The sequence below is a fragment of the Streptococcus mitis genome (assembly GCF_009496205.1).
Classification (GTDB): domain Bacteria; phylum Bacillota; class Bacilli; order Lactobacillales; family Streptococcaceae; genus Streptococcus; species Streptococcus mitis_BN.
In genome coordinates, this window is the sequence record NZ_WIJO01000001.1 from 32,234 (window position 1) to 50,341 (window position 18,108).

The window sequence follows — 18,108 nt, forward strand, 5'->3', positions numbered from 1 at the left end:
TTATTCCAAGAAGTTTTATCAGAACTCTTACTTTCTATGCTCCAAGAGTTGATTGATGTGGTCTACTTTTCTAGCTTCTCTTTTATAGAGAATAGCCCAAATGATGAGGTAGACAATCGCAAACTCGATAATAAGCTGGAGGTAGAAATTCCAGTGGAAGGGGAACCAACCTGCCAGGGTTGCTAGCGGGACAAAGCCAGCCAGCATGAGGAAGAAATGAGTCAGAGTGGCACGAAGCATGCTCCAGTCACGGCTGAATAAGCGGTTGCCAAAGTTGAAGAGCATACCGATAGATGCCCATATAAGTGTGCAGTAGAGCAAGACCAGGGCACCGTGAACCTGATGTTGAATCATCGCTTGGCCGATGAGAGAGTAGGGATTTAGGGGTGCGTAGGTACTTGGTGCATAAATGAGTGAAAAGATGATAGAGAGGATGAGGCCGATGAGGACACCAGCAGCTGCGTCGTGAAAGATTTGTTTTTTCATAGTTCTAATTTCTCCTTGATGGTTTTTAGGTAACGGCGTGAAGAGTAGGTGAAGCTTTCATTCTTCAAGAAAATTTCAACTAGACCGTTGGGAGTGAGCTTGAGGTGAGAGATGGAGTCGATATTGATGATTTCTGATTGAGAAATTTGGATAAAATTGGTTGGCAGAATTTCAAGGACTTGATAGAGCCGTAAATCAATGTTGTAGGTCTGACTTGCTGTTTCTGCTAGAACCTTCCGATTCTCGATATAGAAGCGTTGTATCTTACCAATCTTAACTAGATAGACCTGATCATCGATTTTCCCTTTGATTTTTTCTTTTTGATCCAGATTTTCTGCGAACTCGATGACTTTTTGGACTTTTTCGGTCTCTTGAGGTGCTTGGACAATCAGTTTTTCCTCCTCGTAAGACTCACTAATCTGTAGTTCTACTTTCATAAATTTCTCTCCTTGTTTTTCATACAAAATTGTGATCACTTCTTGTACACCTTTATTAAACACTATTTTACGACACCTGGCAAGGGACTTTGTTTATGTGGAGGGATTTGGCTCCTATGTGGTGGAGCTTTTCTGTCCTTTCTGAAATATGGTATAATAGCACTAATCAATTTCTAGGAAAAAAGATACAGAAAGGGGCTGAAAGATGTCTCATATTATTGAATTGCCAGAGGTGTTGGCAAACCAGATAGCGGCAGGAGAGGTTATCGAACGTCCTGCCAGTGTTGTTAAAGAGTTGGTAGAAAATGCCATTGATGCTGGCTCTAGCCAGATTATCATTGAGATTGAGGAAGCTGGTCTCAAGAAGATTCAGATCACAGATAATGGTCATGGAATTGCCCACGATGAGGTGGAATTGGCCCTGCGTCGCCATGCAACTAGTAAGATAAAAAATCAGGCAGACCTTTTTCGGATTCGGACGCTTGGTTTTCGTGGTGAAGCCCTGCCTTCTATCGCTTCTGTTAGTGTCTTGACTCTGTTGACGGCGGTGGATGGTGCAAGTCATGGGACTAAGTTAGTCGCGCGTGGAGGTGAAGTCGAAGAAGTCATCCCAGCGACTAGTCCTGTGGGAACCAAGGTTTGTGTGGAGGACCTCTTTTTCAACACGCCTGCCCGCCTCAAGTATATGAAGAGCCAGCAGGCGGAGTTGTCTCATATCATTGATATTGTCAACCGTCTGGGCTTGGCCCATCCTGAGATTTCTTTTAGCTTGATTAGTGATGGTAAGGAAATGACGCGGACAGCTGGGACTGGTCAACTGCGCCAAGCAATCGCAGGGATTTACGGTTTAGCTAGCGCCAAGAAGATGATTGAAATTGAGAATTCTGACCTTGATTTCGAAATTTCTGGCTTTGTGTCCTTGCCTGAGTTAACTCGGGCCAATCGCAATTATATCAGTCTCTTCATCAATGGTCGTTATATCAAGAATTTCCTACTCAATCGTGCTATTTTAGATGGTTACGGAAGTAAGCTCATGGTGGGACGCTTTCCGTTGGCTGTTATTCATATCCATATTGACCCTTATCTAGCGGATGTCAATGTGCATCCAACCAAGCAAGAGGTGCGGATTTCCAAGGAAAAAGAACTGATGACCCTGGTCTCAGAAGCTATTTCTAATAGTCTCAAGGAGCAAACTTTGATACCTGATGCCTTGGAAAATCTTGCCAAATCGACCGTGCGTAATCGTCAAAAGGTGGAGCAGACCATTCTCCCACTCAAAGAAAATACGCTCTACTATGAGAAAACTGAGCCGACAAGACCTAGTCAAGCTGAAGTAGCTGATTATCAGGTAGAATTGACTGATGAAGGACAGGATTTGACCTTGTTTGCCAAGGAAACCTTGGATCAATTGACCAAGCCAGCAAAACTGCATTTTGCAGAGAGAAAACCTGCTAACTACGATCAGCTAGATCACCCAGAGTTAGACCTTGCGAGTCTTGATAAGGCTTATGACAAGCTGGAGCGAGAAGAATCATCAAGCTTCCCAGAATTGGAATTTTTCGGGCAAATGCATGGAACCTATCTCTTTGCCCAAGGGCGAGATGGGCTCTATATCATAGACCAGCACGCGGCTCAGGAACGGGTCAAGTACGAGGAGTACCGTGAAAGCATTGGCAATGTTGACCAGAGCCAGCAGCAACTCCTAGTGCCTTATATCTTTGAATTTCCAGCGGATGATGCCCTCCGTCTCAAGGAAAGAATGCCTCTTTTAGAGGAAGTTGGAGTCTTCCTAGCAGAGTACGGGGAAAATCAATTTATCCTGCGTGAACATCCTATTTGGATGGCAGAAGAAGAGATTGAATCAGGCATCTATGAGATGTGCGACATGCTCCTTTTGACCAAGGAAGTTTCTATCAAGAAATATCGAGCAGAGTTGGCTATTATGATGTCCTGCAAGCGATCTATCAAGGCCAATCATCGTATTGACGACCATTCGGCTAGACAGCTCCTCTATCAACTTTCTCAATGTGACAATCCCTATAACTGTCCCCACGGACGTCCTGTTTTAGTGCATTTTACCAAGTCAGATATGGAAAAGATGTTCCGACGTATTCAGGAAAATCACACCAGTCTCCGTGAGCTGGGGAAATATTAAACTAAAAGGAAAACTATGTACGAATATTTAAAAGGAATCATTACCAAAATCACTGCTAAATACATTGTTCTTGAAACCAATGGTATTGGTTATATCCTGCATGTAGCTAACCCCTATGCTTACTCGGGACAGATCAATCAAGAGGCTCAAATTTATGTGCATCAGGTCGTGCGTGAGGATGCCCATCTGCTTTATGGATTTCGCTCAGAAGATGAGAAAAAGCTCTTTCTTAGTCTAATTTCGGTGTCTGGGATTGGGCCTGTATCAGCTCTTGCTATTATCGCTGCTGATGACAATGCTGGCTTGGTTCAAGCCATTGAAACCAAGAACATTACCTACTTGACTAAGTTCCCTAAAATTGGCAAGAAAACAGCCCAGCAGATGGTGTTGGACTTGGAAGGCAAGGTAGTAGTTGCAGGAGATGACCTTCCTGCTAAGGTGGCAGTACAAGCTAGCGCAGAAAACCAAGAATTGGAAGAAGCCATGGAAGCAATGTTGGCTCTGGGCTACAAGGCAACAGAGCTCAAGAAAATCAAGAAATTCTTTGAAGGAACGACAGATACAGCTGAGAACTATATCAAGTCGGCCCTTAAGATGTTGGTGAAATAGGAGCAGAGCATGACAAAACGTTGTTCGTGGGTCAAGATGACCAATCCTCTCTACATCGCTTATCATGATGAGGAGTGGGGCCAGCCCCTCCATGATGACCAAGCATTGTTTGAATTGTTGTGCATGGAAACCTATCAGGCAGGCCTGTCTTGGGAAACGGTGCTCAACAAACGCCAAGCTTTCCGAGAATCCTTTCATAGCTATCAAATTCACGCAGTCGCAGAGATGACCGACACCGAATTGGAAGCCATGCTGGATAATCCAGCCATCATTCGAAATAGAGCCAAGATTTTTGCTACACGCGCTAACGCCCAATCCTTTCTACGACTACAGGCAGAGTACGGCTCTTTTGATGCCTATCTTTGGTCTTTTGTTGAGGGGAAAACGATCGTTAACGATGTTCCCGATTACCGCCAAGCCCCAGCTAAAACACCTTTGTCTGAAAAATTAGCCAAAGATCTCAAAAAACGAGGCTTCAAGTTCACAGGCCCAGTCGCCGTCTTGTCTTTTCTACAGGCTGCAGGACTAGTTGATGACCACGAGAACGATTGTGAGTGGAAAAGCGGTAATTAGTGAGTATAGGTAATTAGAATATCTAAGAATATAGAAAAAAGCTGAGAAACTTTTCCCAGCTTTTTATATATACTATTAGATTTGTTAGAGTGAAGTCAAAAAAGTGATTCCACCTAAAATAACACCGGCTGAATTTGGAATGATTAGTATCCAATCCTTCTTAGGTTCCTTTGTCCATCCATAAATAACCCAGATTAAGCAAGATATAGCAGCTGATAAAGGTTGAAATGGTTGAGCTTTATTTCCCTGTAAATTAGCGATAATTTGAGGTATGTAGGCAATAAATACTATGATTCCAATAAAGGCACCAATAGAACCTACGATTCGATTAATTTTTTGTTTTGTCATATACACCTCCTTCAAAAGGATATCATAGAAATTAGCGAAATGCAATAAATTCAGATACAAATTGTAACGAAAACGAATACAAAAGCACAAAAATAGAGACACTATTTATTTTTTGTTATAGTCAAAGCGAATGACTTGCTCCTGTGCATCTACATAGGCATGGACTCCGAAGGGGACAATTGCTCTCGGAGTTGCGTGGCCGACATTCAGATTATAGACAATTGGAATATTGCTGTCAATGATATCCAATAGTGCCTCTTTATAGTCGTCATAGAAAGTTTCATCCATAGGTTTCCCGACCAAGAGTCCGCTGATGACCTTGAATATACCAGTGTTCTTTAAAGTTTGTAACATCTTTTTGAAGTCTTCCGGCTCAGGCTTTTCTTCGCTTGTCTCTAGCAAGAGGATCTTTCCTTCCCAGTCTGACAAGTCAGGGAAAAGTTTGTATTCTTGGCAGAGCTCCGTGCTATCTGCGTATCGAGAGTTGTCAAAGATATCGTAGAGGGATTCGAGGCAACCACCGAGGATTTTCCCCTCGAACTGGGCAGTTCCTTGTAACAACTCAAAACCAGTATTTGTATGACTGACACGAGGTGTCCCCAGAGCTTTGGGACTAAAATCAGTTCGTTCCTCATACCAAACATTGCTAGGGCGAATTTCTGAGATTCTTCCTGTCTCAATCAATTCTTTAAAGTAGTGAAGGCTATAGGCTAGCATTTCTTTGTCCAATTCACAAATGTCTGCTAAAAAGGATTGACCATAAAAAGTTTTAACACCTAGTTTATGCAACATGAGATGGTTCATGGTTGTATCTGAGAAGCCAAGAAATATTTTTTGGTTGATAACCTTTTGTAGTTGGTCATTTTCAAAAAGATAAGGTAGTAAGCGATAGGTATCGTCTCCACCGATGGCGCATAGGATCATGTCGATGCTATCATCAGAAAAGGCATGAATCAAATCCTCTGCACGAGCTTCAGGATGGTCCTTGATAAAGTCTAATCCTTTTAGCGAATGAGGCAAAAAGGTAGGATTGAGTCCCAGGTTCTTGAGACGTTGGACACCCAAGTCCACTTCGTGTTTGACAAAGTCCTCTCCGATAATGCCACTAGATAAACTAACAACACCAATAGTAGAAACCATATTTCTTCCTCCTAGAAATTGATTGAGCCTATTTTATCATAAAAGATGGGAGAAAACTATAGGGAAAAGGGTAGAGGGAAGCTTGTAGGCAAGCAAGTGAAAAAGCAACCGCTGGTGCAGTTGCTTTTCGTTTTCTAATCAGTAATCTCGCTAGATATGAGTTACTTGGTCAACTCTTGATTATAGGAGAGAGCCAAATCAATCCAGTAAGGCAATTCTTTTTGGCCTTCTATATCTAAGTCTATATACCCATGATAAAGGCGCCCCCTCATCAATGTAGTATGAGCTCCTGTTCGGGGTAGAACTTGCTTCTCCATTTCCTTACCAATTCTGACCATAACCAGTTCATCCTTTCTGGAACTGACAGTAAGGACCATTTTACCACGAATCATAAAGGCCAGGCCACCAAACAGCTTCTTTTCTTCTAGCTCTTCTTCGAAAATTTGGGGAGGAAGTTTGAGCGCTAGAATTTTTCGAATCTGCTGAGCTAAAGATTGACTATATGCCATAGCTCTTTCCTTTTCTTAGTAACGTGTTGGTCCTGCACTTGCGCTACGGATATTCAAGCGTTTCTTGAGATAGAAGCGAAGGGCTAGGAGGGCTGCTCCGATAATAGCCAGTGGCACTGGAGCAAGTACTGGGTTAAGGCTAGCTGGTAGGAAGCTTGTTGCAAAGAAGACAAGCAACCAAAGGAACATAGAAGCTAGGATAACCAGTACAGATTTCCAGAAAGGTGGACGTTGGCTGCGGTCCATATCTGGTCCATAGTATTGGTAAACAAAGTAGTACATCAAGTAGAAGGCAAATCCACCAACAAGTCCAACTAGCAGGAGAGTGACAAGTCCATAGCCGAAAGCCTGATCTGCTGCAAAGAAGGTTGTGAGGGCGCTGACGAGGGCAAAGAGGCTAGTGATGAAAAGGGCTGAGTCCATAATCATGAGTTTCGGATCATCATTTTCTTTTGGATGCTCTTTTTCATATTGTTCCTTGACAGTGAAACTATGAGCCCAGTGGGTCGGTGCGCCATAGAGGGAACGAGCAGTCGTACCCTTGGCTTGCTCCTCAAGGATTTGGGGAATAACTGCCTCAAAGATAGCCTTGATTTCAGCGTCTGTTTTTCCATCTTTGATGAATTGTTGGGTAGCGATGTGGATAAACTCTTGGTTTTTCTTTGTTAATTTTTGTAGATCAATCTGAGACATAGGAACTCCTCTTAGAACCATTTTTTATGGATGAGATAGAGAGTGAGCGAGACACTCATAGCAAAGGCGATAAAGACGATTAACCAGAAGGCATTTGGCTCACCGTTTAGGGGGATTTCATTATCCTTAAAGTTCATCCCGTAGGCAGAAAAGACCATGGTTGGGATGGACATGACGATGGTCACAAGGGCCAAGGTTTTCATAATGTTGTTCTGGTTGTTAGAAATGATAGAGGCGAAGGTCTCTGTCATAGAATGCAAGACGTTTCCATAAATGTCTGCCATCTCGATGGCCTGTTGGGTTTCAATCAGGGTGTCTTCAAGCAGGTCTTCGTCCTCAAGGTATTTCTTGATATTGCTGGTTGAGCTGGTCAATTTCTTAATCACACGCTCATTTGTTTTGAGGGAAGCCTTGAAATAGACGATGGTTTTTTCCAATTCCATGAGCTCAATCAATTCTTCATTACGAGTTGATTGATGCAGTTGACTTTCGATTTGTTCACTCTTACGGTCAATCGAACGAAGGGCTGTTAGGTAAAGCTCTGCATTGCGATAGAGAATCTGGAAGATAAAACGCGAACGCATGAAGGTATAGAAATTACGCAAACGACGGTTGATAAAGACATCGAGGACTGGTAATGGTTCCAAACAAGTAGTGATAATGGTTTCCTCGGTGATGATAATACCAAGCGGGATGGTTACGTAGTAGGTGCGGTTATTTCTTTCTTCTGTGACCGGCACGTCAACGATAATCAGGGTGTACTCGTCTTCAATTGTAATACGAGACATTTCTTCTGCATCGAGCGGTGCTCGAAGGTCGGCAATATCGATATCGAAGGCATTAGCGATTTCGAGTGATTCATTTTGAGTTGGATTAACGAGATTGATCCAAGTACCCGGTTCAAGCGTATCGATCTCTTTAAATTCAGTTGTTGTAGAGAGAAAAACTTGTTTCATATCCCTTATCCTTTCTCATTTTTCAGATTTTTTCACACCGTACTATTATACTACAAATTAAGTCTTTTGGGTAATAGAATCTCACTTTTTTTGGTATAATGGTAAGCAATAATGGACTAGAAAGAACAAAAATGCAAGATAAAATTGTCATTCATGGGGCGCGTGCCCATAATTTAAAAAATATTGACGTGGAAATTCCACGAGACAAGCTGGTTGTCGTGACTGGTTTGTCAGGTTCAGGGAAATCCAGTCTGGCCTTTGATACCCTCTATGCGGAGGGACAACGTCGCTATGTGGAGAGTTTGTCAGCCTACGCTCGTCAATTTTTGGGGAATATGGAGAAGCCTGATGTAGATGCCATTGATGGTCTCAGCCCAGCTATTTCCATCGACCAGAAAACGACTAGCAAAAACCCTCGCTCGACAGTGGGAACAACGACTGAAATCAATGACTATCTGCGTCTCCTCTACGCACGTGTGGGGACGCCTTACTGTATCAACGGACATGGAGCTATCAAGGCTTCTTCTGTGGAGCAAATTGTGGATAAGGTTTTGGAATTGCCAGAACGCCAACGTCTGCAAATATTAGCTCCTGTTATCCGTAAGAAAAAAGGCCAACATAAGAGTGTTATTGAGAAGGTTCAGAAAGACGGTTATGTTCGTGTCCGTGTGGATGGGGAAGTCTATGATGTGACCGAAGTGCCAGAGTTGTCCAAGAGCAAGCAACACAATATTGATGTCGTGGTTGACCGTATTGTCATCAAGGAGGGCATCCGTAGCCGTCTCTTTGATTCCATTGAGGCTGCTCTTCGTATCGCAGAAGGTTATGTGATTATTGATACTATGGACGATTCTGAGTTGCTCTTCTCTGAGCATTATGCCTGCCCGGTTTGTGGATTTACTGTCCCAGAGTTAGAGCCGCGTCTCTTCTCCTTCAATGCTCCTTTTGGTTCTTGTAGTGAGTGTGACGGCTTGGGTATTAAGCTAGAGGTGGATACTGATTTGGTAGTGCCAGATGCCAGCAAAACGCTACGTGAGGGAGCCTTGGCTCCTTGGAATCCTATCTCATCCAACTACTATCCAAACATGCTAGAGCAGGCTATGACAGCTTTTGGAGTGGATATGGATAAGCCTTTTGAGGACTTGTCAGAAAAGGATAAGAACTTGATTCTCTATGGGTCAGATGGTAAGGAATTCCATTTCCACTATGAAAATGAATTTGGTGGTGTGCGCGATATTGACATTCCTTTTGAGGGAGTTGTCAATAATATCAAGCGTCGCTATCACGAGACTAATAGTGATTACACTCGCACCCAGATGCGCCTCTACATGAATGAGCTGACCTGCGGAACTTGTCATGGTTACCGTCTCAATGACCAGGCTTTGTCTGTTCGCGTGGGTGGCGAGCAAGGGCCACATATCGGAGAAATTTCAGACCTATCTATCGCTGACCACTTGGACTTGGTGAGCCAGTTAACCTTGTCTGAAAATGAAGCCATCATTGCTCGTCCCATTCTCAAGGAAATCAAGGACCGTTTGACCTTCCTTAATAACGTGGGTCTTAACTATCTGACTCTGTCTCGTTCAGCAGGAACCCTTTCAGGTGGGGAAAGTCAGCGTATTCGCTTGGCGACCCAGATTGGCTCTAACTTATCAGGTGTCCTCTATATCCTAGACGAGCCGTCAATCGGTCTTCACCAGAGGGATAATGACCGTCTCATTGCAAGTCTGAAAAAGATGCGTGACTTGGGTAATACTCTTATCGTGGTGGAACATGATGAAGATACCATGCGCGAGGCTGATTATCTGATTGACGTTGGTCCCGGTGCAGGTGTTTTTGGTGGAGAGATTGTCGCTGCAGGGACGCCTAAACAGGTAGCTCGTAACAGCAAGTCTATCACAGGCCAGTACTTGTCAGGCAAACGTGCCATTCCAGTACCAGAAGAGCGCCGTACAGGAAATGGTCGTTTTATCGAGGTGACGGGAGCGCGTGAGAACAACTTACAAAATGTCACAGCTCGCTTTCCACTAGGAAAATTTATCGCAGTGACAGGTGTGTCGGGCTCAGGGAAATCGACCCTAATCAATAGCATTCTCAAAAAAGCTATTGCCCAGAAGCTCAACCGTAATTCAGACAAGCCTGGTAAGTTTAAAACCATTACAGGGATTGAGCATGTAGACCGCTTGATTGACATCGACCAGAGTCCAATCGGACGAACGCCGAGGTCCAACCCGGCTACCTATACAGGAGTTTTTGACGATATACGTGACCTTTTTGCTCAGACAAATGAAGCCAAGATTCGAGGCTACAAGAAGGGGCGTTTCAGTTTCAATGTCAAGGGTGGTCGCTGTGAAGCCTGCTCAGGTGACGGGATTATCAAGATTGAGATGCACTTCTTGCCAGATGTTTATGTAGCTTGTGAGGTCTGCCACGGAACCCGCTACAATAGTGAAACCCTAGAAGTTCATTACAAGGAAAAAAATATCTCGCAGGTCTTGGATATGACCGTCAACGATGCAGTGGAATTCTTCCAACATATTCCAAAGATTCAACGTAAACTTCAGACCATCAAGGATGTGGGACTGGGCTATGTGACGCTAGGGCAACCAGCTACCACCCTTTCTGGGGGAGAAGCCCAGCGTATGAAGCTGGCTAGTGAACTCCACAAACGATCGACAGGAAAATCTTTCTACATTCTGGATGAGCCGACGACAGGTCTTCATACCGAGGATATCGCTCGCTTGCTTAAGGTTTTAGCTCGCTTTGTAGACGATGGCAATACAGTCCTCGTCATTGAGCACAATCTAGACGTTATTAAGACTGCAGACCATATTATTGACTTGGGACCTGAGGGCGGTGTCGGTGGTGGAACCATCATCGCAACAGGAACTCCAGAAGAAGTAGCGGCCAATGAAGCCAGCTACACAGGACACTATTTGAAAGGAAAGTTACATCATGAATAAACGTGTACAAGCATTTCTAGCTAAAATGCAAGAAAAAGAACTAGATGGCATCATCATCAATAACCTTAAAAACGTCTATTATTTGACTGGTTTTTGGGGCTCAAACGGAACAGTCTTCATCAGCCGTGACCGTCAGGTCTTGGTGACAGACTCTCGCTATATCATTGCAGCTAAGCAAGAAACCAGTGGGTTTGAGATTGTGGCTGATCGTGATGAATTGGCTGTCATTGCAGGCATTGTTAAGGATATGGGCTTGTCTCGAATCGGTTTTGAGGATGAGATTTCAGTATCTTATTACCACCGTATGCAGGTAGCCTTTGAAGGAATTGACTTGCTTCCACAAACTCAGTTTGTTGAAGGTCTTCGTATGATTAAGGATGAAGAGGAGATTGCAGCTATTCGCAAGGCTTGTTCTATCTCAGACCAAGCTTTCCGCGATGCGCTTGACTTTATCAAGCCAGGAAAGACTGAAATTGAGATTGCCAACTTCCTTGACTTCCGTATGCGTGAGTTGGGAGCATCTGGCTTGTCTTTTGACACTATCTTAGCTAGCGGAATCAACTCTTCTAAGCCCCATGCCCATCCCATGCACAAACCAGTGGAGCTGGGAGAAGCTATTACCATGGATTTCGGCTGCCTCTATGACCACTATGTCAGCGATATGACACGAACTATCTACTTGGGGCATGTCAGCGATGAGCAGGCGGAGATTTACAATACGGTTTTGAAAGCCAACCAAGCCTTGATTGACCAGGCTAAGGCAGGATTAGGTTTCCGCGACTTTGACAAAATTCCTCGTGATATTATCATTGAGGCAGGCTATGGCGACTACTTTACCCACGGTATCGGACACGGTATTGGACTGGATATCCATGAAGAGCCTTACTTTAGCCAAACTTCTACAGAAACTATTAAGGCAGGTATGGCTTTGACAGACGAACCGGGTATTTACATCGAAGGTAAATATGGTGTTCGTATTGAGGATGATATTCTGATTACAGAGACAGGTTGTGAATTGTTGACCCTAGCTCCAAAAGAGTTGATAGTCATTTAGTTATTTGTCAAGAAAAAAGTACGAAAATGACGAAAAAAGTCAAAAAAATTTAAAAATAGGTCGCAAGTCGGATGTTTTTTATGGTATAATAGACTAAACTGATAGTAACATGTAGCGAAAGGGGTAGGTACATGATTAAAATTTATACAGTCTCAAGTTGTACTAGCTGTAAAAAAGCAAAAACCTGGCTCAATGCCCACCAGTTAAGTTATAAAGAACAAAACCTTGGTAAAGAAGGAATTACGAGAGAAGAATTACTGGATATTCTAACCAAAACAGATAACGGAATAGCCAGCATCGTTTCATCTAAAAATCGCTATGCCAAAGCCCTTGGAGTGGATATTGAAGATTTGAGCGTCAATGAAGTCCTCAATCTGATTATGGAAACGCCGAGAATTTTAAAGAGCCCAATCCTTGTAGATGAAAAACGCCTGCAAGTTGGCTATAAGGAAGATGATATTCGTGCCTTCCTACCACGCTCTGTCCGTAATGTAGAAAATGCAGAAGCACGTTTGCGTGCAGCTCTATAAACATCAAGGCTGGGAGCAACTCCCAGTCTTATTCTATTTTAATTTCAAAAAGAAAGAAGAAAGAAATGAAAAAAATAGTTCTTGTTAGTCTAGCTTTCCTTTTTGTCCTGGTTGGTTGCGGACAGAAAAAAGAAACTGGACCAGCTACAAAAACAGAAAAGGATACGCTTCAGTCGGCATTGCCAGTTATTGAAAATGCCGAGAAGAATACAGTTGTGACCAAGACTTTGGTCTTGCCCAAGTCAGATGATGGCAGCCAGCAAACCCAAACCATTACTTACAAAGACAAGACTTTTTTGAGCTTAAGCATTCAACAAAAGCGTCCAGTCTCAGATGAGTTGAAGACTTATATTGACCAACATGGAGTGGAAGAAACCCAAAAAGCTCTTCTCGAGGCGGAAGAGAAAGACGAATCCATCGTAGAAGCTCGTAAATTAGCAGGATTTAAGCTTGAAACTAAACTATTGAGCGCAACCGAACTTCAAACAACGACTAGTTTTGATTTTCAAGTTTTGGATGTCAAGAAGGCTTCTCAGTTAGAATATTTGAAGAACATTGGTTTAGAAAATCTCTTGAAAAATGAACCAAGCAAATATATTTCAGACAGATTGGCAAATGGTGCGACAGAACAATAGAAAATCCAAATAAATAGACTGCCTGAATTGTAGAACGTAAGGAATTATGCTATAATGGTACTATTCTAAGGAAAGAGGGTGTTAGAATGGGATTTACTGAAGAAACAGTACGTTTTAAATTGGACGATTCCAATAAAAAAGAAATTAGCGAAACTCTGACTGATGTTTATGCTTCGTTGAACGATAAGGGCTACAACCCAATCAACCAAATCGTAGGTTACGTATTGAGTGGAGACCCTGCCTACGTTCCTCGTTATAATAATGCACGAAATCAAATCCGTAAGTATGAGCGTGATGAAATCGTTGAGGAATTGGTCCGCTACTACCTTAAAGGACAAGGAGTCGATCTATAACCTATGAGAATTATGGGATTGGACGTCGGTTCAAAAACGGTAGGGGTGGCCATTAGCGATCCGCTTGGTTTTACAGCTCAAGGACTTGAAATCATCCAAATCAATGAGGAGCAAGGTCAATTTGGTTTTGACCGCGTTAAGGAGTTGGTTGATACTTACAAGGTGGAACGATTTGTAGTGGGCTTGCCTAAAAACATGAACAATACAAGCGGACCGCGCGTGGAAGCTAGTCAAGCCTACGGAGCAAAGCTAGAAGAGCTTTTTGGTTTACCAGTAGACTATCAAGATGAACGCTTGACAACAGTTGCCGCAGAGCGCATGTTGATTGAACAAGCAGATATTAGTCGCAATAAGCGCAAAAAAGTCATTGATAAGTTAGCAGCTCAGCTGATTTTACAAAACTATTTAGATAGAAAATTTTAATATAAAGGAGAGGCTATGTCACACGATCATAACCACGACCACGAAGAACGTGAACTAATCACACTAGTAGATGAACAAGGAAATGAAACCTTGTTTGAAATCCTTTTGACCATTGACGGAAAAGAAGAATTTGGTAAAAACTATGTTCTTCTAGTACCAGTTAACGCAGAAGAAGACGAAGACGGACAAGTTGAAATCCAAGCTTACTCATTCATCGAAAACGAAGATGGAACAGAAGGCGAATTGCAACCAATCCCAGAAGACTCAGAAGACGAATGGAACATGATTGAAGAAGTCTTCAACAGCTTTATGGAGGAGTAAACACGTCCAGTGGACGTGTTTAGCACTGCGCTAGAAATTAGAAACGCAGGCACATCCAGTGGATGTTTTACCCCAAGCTAAAATTTATAGTAGCTAGTGATTAGCTAACCAGGTAAGAGGTTGGGACGAAAATCCTGACCTCGTTTTTATTATCTATGGAATTTTGCTAGGTAATTGATTATACTTTTGTCGAGGAGAGGTATATGTTTGAAGTAGAAGAATGGCTTCATAGTCGGATTGGTTTGAATTTTCGATCAGGTTTGGGCCGAATGCAAGAAGCGGTGGATTTGTTAGGAAATCCTGAGAAGTCTTATCCTATTATCCATGTGACAGGGACTAATGGGAAAGGTTCTACCATTGCTTTTATGAGGGGAATATTTATGGGGCATGGAAAGAAAGTTGCGACCTTTACCTCCCCTCATATTGTCTCCGTCAATGACCGAATCTGCATTAATGGACAACCTATAGCAGACGCAGACTTTATCCGTTTAGCTGAGCAGGTCAAGGAGATGGAAAAGACGCTTCTGCAGACTCATGACCAGTTGTTCTTTTTTGAATTGCTGACCTTGATTGCTTTCCTCTATTTTAGGGAGCAAGAGGTGGATTTGGTTTTACTAGAAGTGGGAATTGGTGGCTTACTTGACACGACCAATGTGGTAACTGGAGAGCTTGCTGTCATCACCTCCATTGGGCTTGACCACCAGGAGACCTTGGGCGATAGTCTAGAAGCAATCGCAGAGCAGAAAGCTGGTATTTTCAAGACTGGTAAGAAGGCAGTGATTGCAAAATTGCCTTCAGAAGCTAGTCTTGTTTGTCAGAAAAAAGCCGAATCTTTAGCTGTTGACCTTTATCAGGCAGGCCAAGATTTTTCAATGCTGAATGGCGATTTTTCAAGTTCTTTACTAAATATTTCGCGGCTGAAAATAGGTTTAGAAGGAGCTTATCAGCAGGAGAATGCGGCCTTGGCGTTGCAAACTTTTCTTCTTTTTATGGGAGAAAGAAAGGAAGTTGTTGATGAGCAGGCTGTAAGACGAGCTTTGGAGAAGACCCATTGGGCTGGACGTTTGGAGCGTATTCGTTCTCATATCTACTTGGACGGTGCCCATAATCTCCCTGCCTTGACTCGCTTGGTTGAGTTTATCAAAGAAAAAGAGCAGGAAGGATATCGTCCTCAAATCCTATTTGGAGCCTTGAAACGGAAGGATTATCAAGGGATGTTGGCTTATCTAACTGAAAATTTGCCTCAGGTGGAACTCAAGGTGACCGGCTTTGACTATCAGGGTTCTTTAGATGAGACAGATATAACAGGTTACGATGTAATTCCTTCTTATCGCGAATTTATCAGCAGTTTCGAAGAAAGAGCCGATACCCAGGATTTGTTGTTTGTTACAGGATCTCTCTATTTTATCTCAGAAGTACGGAGCCACCTACTGACCCATGAGCAGATAAATTGACCTCCTTTTTGGAACTTGTTATACTAGGGGAACTATCAGTTAGAAGAAACATTCTCTACATTGGTAGCAGAAAGGAAATTCATCATGAAATTAAAAAGATTCACACTTTCTCTTGCTTCTTTAGCAAGTCTTAGTCTCTTAGTAGCTTGTTCACAAAGAGTTCAACAACCAGTAGTTCAATCGCAAACACAACAAACTCAACAATCACAAGCTGCTTTATCTTCTACAGAAAATACAAATCAGGCAGCGACAAGTTCTTCACAAAATGCGCCTGAGGCTCAACCAACTAATATTGATGGGACTTATACTGGTCAGGACGAAGGAGACCGTATCACTTTAGTGGTAACTGGAACAACTGGCACCTGGACACAGGTAGAAACTGATGGGGAACAAGAAATCAAGCAGGTTAGCTTCGACGCTGCTAATCAACGCATGATTATTGGTGATGATGCCAAGATTTATGCAATCAATGGCAATCAGATGATTATTGACGATATGGATAGAGACGCGTCTGATCGCATTGTTTTATCAAAATAGACTAGAAGGAGACTGGTTTTGTCAGTCTCTTTTGCTTTTACTCAGAAAAATGATTATAAATACTTGCCTTCTACCGAATACCTGCGTTATACTAGTATTAATTACCTGTTTTTAGCATTCATACTCTTCGAAAATCTCTTCAAACAACGTCAGCTTCCATCTGCAACCTCAAAACAGTGTTTTGAGTAACCTGCGACTAGCTTCCTAGTTTGCTCTTTGCTTTTCATTGAGTATCAAAATATCAAGGAGGGGATATGAAATATAGAAAATTTCAATTATTGATGTCCAAGTATGGTTTTAGTCTTTCGATTATGCTACTTGAACTTTGTCTTGTTTTTGGTCTCTTTCTTTATTTAGGGCGGATGGCTCCTATTCGATGGGGTATTCTCTTAATCTTTATGAGTATGGCGACTATCGTAGCGATTGTCAATCGCTCAATGACACCTGATAGTAAAGTGATGTGGTTAGTGGTGACTTTTGTTCCTGTCATTGGCCCCTTGCTCTATCTGATGTTTGGTGAAAGGCGATTGTCCAAAAAAGAAATCAAGCAGTTGGAAAAACTTGGTTCCATGCATTTTCGGGAGGATAACAGTAAATCTCTCCGCCAGAAATTGAAGGAAGAGGATAAGGCGGCTTACGGAGTTATCAAATCTTTGTTGAGTATGGATAGCAATGCCGATGTATATGATCGAACGGACTCACAATTCTTTTCTTCAGGTGAAAGCATGTGGCAATATATGTTGGAAGATCTTAAGAAAGCTGAAAAGTTTATCTTTCTAGAGTACTATATTGTCGAAGAAGGTCTGATGTGGAATAGCATACTAGGCATACTAGAGAAAAAGGCAGCTCAAGGTGTAGAGATCAAGATGCTCTATGATGATATCGGCTGTATGGCGACTTTGCCTGGCGACTATACTATTCAGCTTCGTAGTCGAGGAATTGAAGCCCATAAGTTTAACAAGGTGATTCCTCGTTTGACGGTGGCTTACAACAATCGGGACCATCGGAAAATCCTTGTCATAGATGGTCAGGTAGCCTATACAGGAGGCATTAACTTAGCTGATGAGTACATCAACCATGTAGAACGTTTTGGCTACTGGAAGGACAGTGGGATTCGCATAGATGGTCCTGGTGTCAAGGCTTTAACCCGTCTCTTTTTGATGACTTGGTACATCAATCGTGGGGAAATCAGCGATTTTGATCAGTATCACTTGGAAAACCAGCCTTGTTCTAGCCAAGGACTCTGTATTCCGTACGGTAGTGGACCCAAGCCTATCTTCCGTACCCAGGTAGGGAAAAAGGTTTATCAAAGTTTGATTAATCAGGCTACCGATTCTATTTATATAACGACACCTTACTTGATCATTGACTATGATTTAACTGAGAGTATTAAAAATGCAGCCATGAGAGGTGTTGATGTCCGCATCGTGACTCCTTTCATTCCGGATAAAAAATTAATCCAACTCATCACAAGAGGGGCCTATCCGGATTTGTTGTCAGCAGGAGTCAGGATTTTTGAGTATAGTCCTGGCTTCATCCATAGTAAACAAATCCTAGTGGACAAGGACTTTGCTGCAGTTGGAACGATTAATTTAGATTATAGAAGTTTGCTTCATCACTATGAAGATGCAGTTTTGCTATATAAAACGGCATCAATCACAGAGATTCAAAAAGATTTTCAAGAGATTTTTTCAGCATCGCAAGAAATTTTCCCTCATACGATAAAAAATAGCTGGTATCAGAAATTGATTAAGGAAATTGCCCAGTTATTTGCCCCAATCTTATAAGAAATCTAGGACTTAGGACACAAACCAGTCCTATTTTTCTTGCCTTTTACGAATAAGAAGATGTAGGAGGAAAGATGCTGACTCAGAAAGAATTGGATTATATCATAACATTTAAACAGACGAATTTACATCGATTTCGGGAAAT

Annotated in this window: 20 protein-coding genes; 13 read left to right on the forward strand and 7 right to left on the reverse strand. The window is 42.5% G+C overall.

What is annotated here, in order from left to right; translation table 11 throughout:
* Window positions 1-27: 27 nt before the first annotated feature.
* Window positions 28-486, reverse strand: coding sequence for a DUF3021 domain-containing protein (locus GEZ85_RS00185; RefSeq protein WP_153208762.1), 459 nt, complete (start codon window positions 484-486; stop codon window positions 28-30).
* On the reverse strand, window positions 483-923 hold the full coding sequence (locus GEZ85_RS00190) for a LytTR family DNA-binding domain-containing protein (RefSeq protein WP_153208760.1): 441 nt from the start codon (window positions 921-923) through the stop codon (window positions 483-485). Before GEZ85_RS00190 ends, GEZ85_RS00185 begins: the two co-directional genes overlap by 4 nt.
* Window positions 924-1,128: 205 nt before the next feature.
* Here GEZ85_RS00190 and mutL point away from each other — a divergent pair, with 205 nt between their 5' ends.
* Genes mutL through GEZ85_RS00210 form a run of 3 tightly spaced genes read left to right on the forward strand, consistent with a single transcriptional unit; the run spans window position 1,129 to window position 4,260 of the window.
* The gene (mutL, locus tag GEZ85_RS00200) at window positions 1,129-3,078 is read left to right on the forward strand and encodes a DNA mismatch repair endonuclease MutL (protein WP_153208758.1); all 1,950 of its coding nucleotides are present in this window, start codon (window positions 1,129-1,131) and stop codon (window positions 3,076-3,078) included.
* A 15-nt stretch (window positions 3,079-3,093) separates the two neighbouring features.
* Window positions 3,094-3,687 (forward strand): Holliday junction branch migration protein RuvA, encoded by a 594-nt coding sequence (gene ruvA, locus GEZ85_RS00205; RefSeq protein ID WP_000273415.1) that lies wholly within the window; start codon window positions 3,094-3,096, stop codon window positions 3,685-3,687.
* Window positions 3,688-3,696: 9 nt separating this feature from the next.
* Entirely contained in the window at window positions 3,697-4,260 is a 564-nt protein-coding gene (locus GEZ85_RS00210) for a DNA-3-methyladenine glycosylase I (RefSeq protein WP_024056929.1), read from the forward strand.
* An 84-nt stretch (window positions 4,261-4,344) separates the two neighbouring features.
* Here GEZ85_RS00210 and GEZ85_RS00215 read toward each other — a convergent pair whose 3' ends face one another.
* From GEZ85_RS00215 to GEZ85_RS00235, 5 genes are all read right to left on the reverse strand, one after another.
* Entirely contained in the window at window positions 4,345-4,608 is a 264-nt protein-coding gene (locus GEZ85_RS00215) for a SemiSWEET family transporter (protein WP_000166114.1), read from the reverse strand.
* 105 nt (window positions 4,609-4,713) lie between these two features.
* Window positions 4,714-5,748 (reverse strand): S66 family peptidase, encoded by a 1,035-nt coding sequence (locus GEZ85_RS00220; RefSeq protein WP_049487390.1) that lies wholly within the window; start codon window positions 5,746-5,748, stop codon window positions 4,714-4,716.
* 161 nt (window positions 5,749-5,909) lie between these two features.
* Window positions 5,910-6,257: a hypothetical protein gene (locus GEZ85_RS00225; protein WP_000331824.1), complete on the reverse strand. Its 348-nt coding sequence runs from the start codon at window positions 6,255-6,257 to the stop codon at window positions 5,910-5,912.
* 15 nt (window positions 6,258-6,272) lie between these two features.
* Window positions 6,273-6,950, reverse strand: a complete 678-nt coding sequence (locus GEZ85_RS00230) for a DUF1129 domain-containing protein (RefSeq protein ID WP_153208756.1) — start codon at window positions 6,948-6,950, stop codon at window positions 6,273-6,275.
* Window positions 6,951-6,961: 11 nt separating this feature from the next.
* Complete coding sequence (locus tag GEZ85_RS00235) at window positions 6,962-7,906, reverse strand: magnesium transporter CorA family protein (RefSeq protein ID WP_000815623.1); 945 nt, start codon at window positions 7,904-7,906, stop codon at window positions 6,962-6,964.
* Window positions 7,907-8,037: 131 nt separating this feature from the next.
* On the opposite strand from GEZ85_RS00235, the gene uvrA reads away from it, so the two are divergent.
* The 10 genes from uvrA (at window position 8,038) to cls (ending at window position 17,963) form a co-directional block, all read left to right on the forward strand.
* The gene (gene uvrA, locus GEZ85_RS00240) at window positions 8,038-10,869 is read left to right on the forward strand and encodes an excinuclease ABC subunit UvrA (protein WP_153208754.1); all 2,832 of its coding nucleotides are present in this window, start codon (window positions 8,038-8,040) and stop codon (window positions 10,867-10,869) included.
* Window positions 10,862-11,923, forward strand: coding sequence for a M24 family metallopeptidase (locus GEZ85_RS00245; protein WP_153208752.1), 1,062 nt, complete (start codon window positions 10,862-10,864; stop codon window positions 11,921-11,923). Before uvrA ends, GEZ85_RS00245 begins: the two co-directional genes overlap by 8 nt.
* Before the next feature lie 131 nt (window positions 11,924-12,054).
* Window positions 12,055-12,453 carry a transcriptional regulator Spx gene (spx, locus tag GEZ85_RS00250; protein ID WP_000591165.1) on the forward strand — a complete coding sequence of 133 codons (399 nt, stop codon included), beginning with the start codon at window positions 12,055-12,057 and terminating at the stop codon, window positions 12,451-12,453.
* A 65-nt stretch (window positions 12,454-12,518) separates the two neighbouring features.
* Window positions 12,519-13,088 carry an SP0191 family lipoprotein gene (locus GEZ85_RS00255; protein ID WP_153208750.1) on the forward strand — a complete coding sequence of 190 codons (570 nt, stop codon included), beginning with the start codon at window positions 12,519-12,521 and terminating at the stop codon, window positions 13,086-13,088.
* A gap of 86 nt (window positions 13,089-13,174) precedes the next feature.
* Window positions 13,175-13,441 (forward strand): IreB family regulatory phosphoprotein, encoded by a 267-nt coding sequence (locus GEZ85_RS00260; protein WP_000507059.1) that lies wholly within the window; start codon window positions 13,175-13,177, stop codon window positions 13,439-13,441.
* Between the two features lie 3 nt (window positions 13,442-13,444).
* A complete protein-coding gene (gene ruvX / locus GEZ85_RS00265) occupies window positions 13,445-13,864 on the forward strand; it encodes a Holliday junction resolvase RuvX (protein ID WP_004239076.1) in 420 nt (139 codons plus the stop codon).
* Window positions 13,865-13,879: 15 nt separating this feature from the next.
* Window positions 13,880-14,185, forward strand: a complete 306-nt coding sequence (locus tag GEZ85_RS00270) for a DUF1292 domain-containing protein (RefSeq protein WP_000017620.1) — start codon at window positions 13,880-13,882, stop codon at window positions 14,183-14,185.
* Window positions 14,186-14,388: 203 nt separating this feature from the next.
* Window positions 14,389-15,639, forward strand: coding sequence for a bifunctional folylpolyglutamate synthase/dihydrofolate synthase (locus GEZ85_RS00275; RefSeq protein WP_084923791.1), 1,251 nt, complete (start codon window positions 14,389-14,391; stop codon window positions 15,637-15,639).
* 84 nt (window positions 15,640-15,723) lie between these two features.
* Complete coding sequence (locus tag GEZ85_RS00280) at window positions 15,724-16,176, forward strand: SP_0198 family lipoprotein (RefSeq protein WP_153208748.1); 453 nt, start codon at window positions 15,724-15,726, stop codon at window positions 16,174-16,176.
* Between the two features lie 254 nt (window positions 16,177-16,430).
* The gene (cls, locus tag GEZ85_RS00285; RefSeq protein WP_153208746.1) at window positions 16,431-17,963 is read left to right on the forward strand and encodes a cardiolipin synthase; all 1,533 of its coding nucleotides are present in this window, start codon (window positions 16,431-16,433) and stop codon (window positions 17,961-17,963) included.
* Window positions 17,964-18,108: the final 145 nt, after the last annotated feature.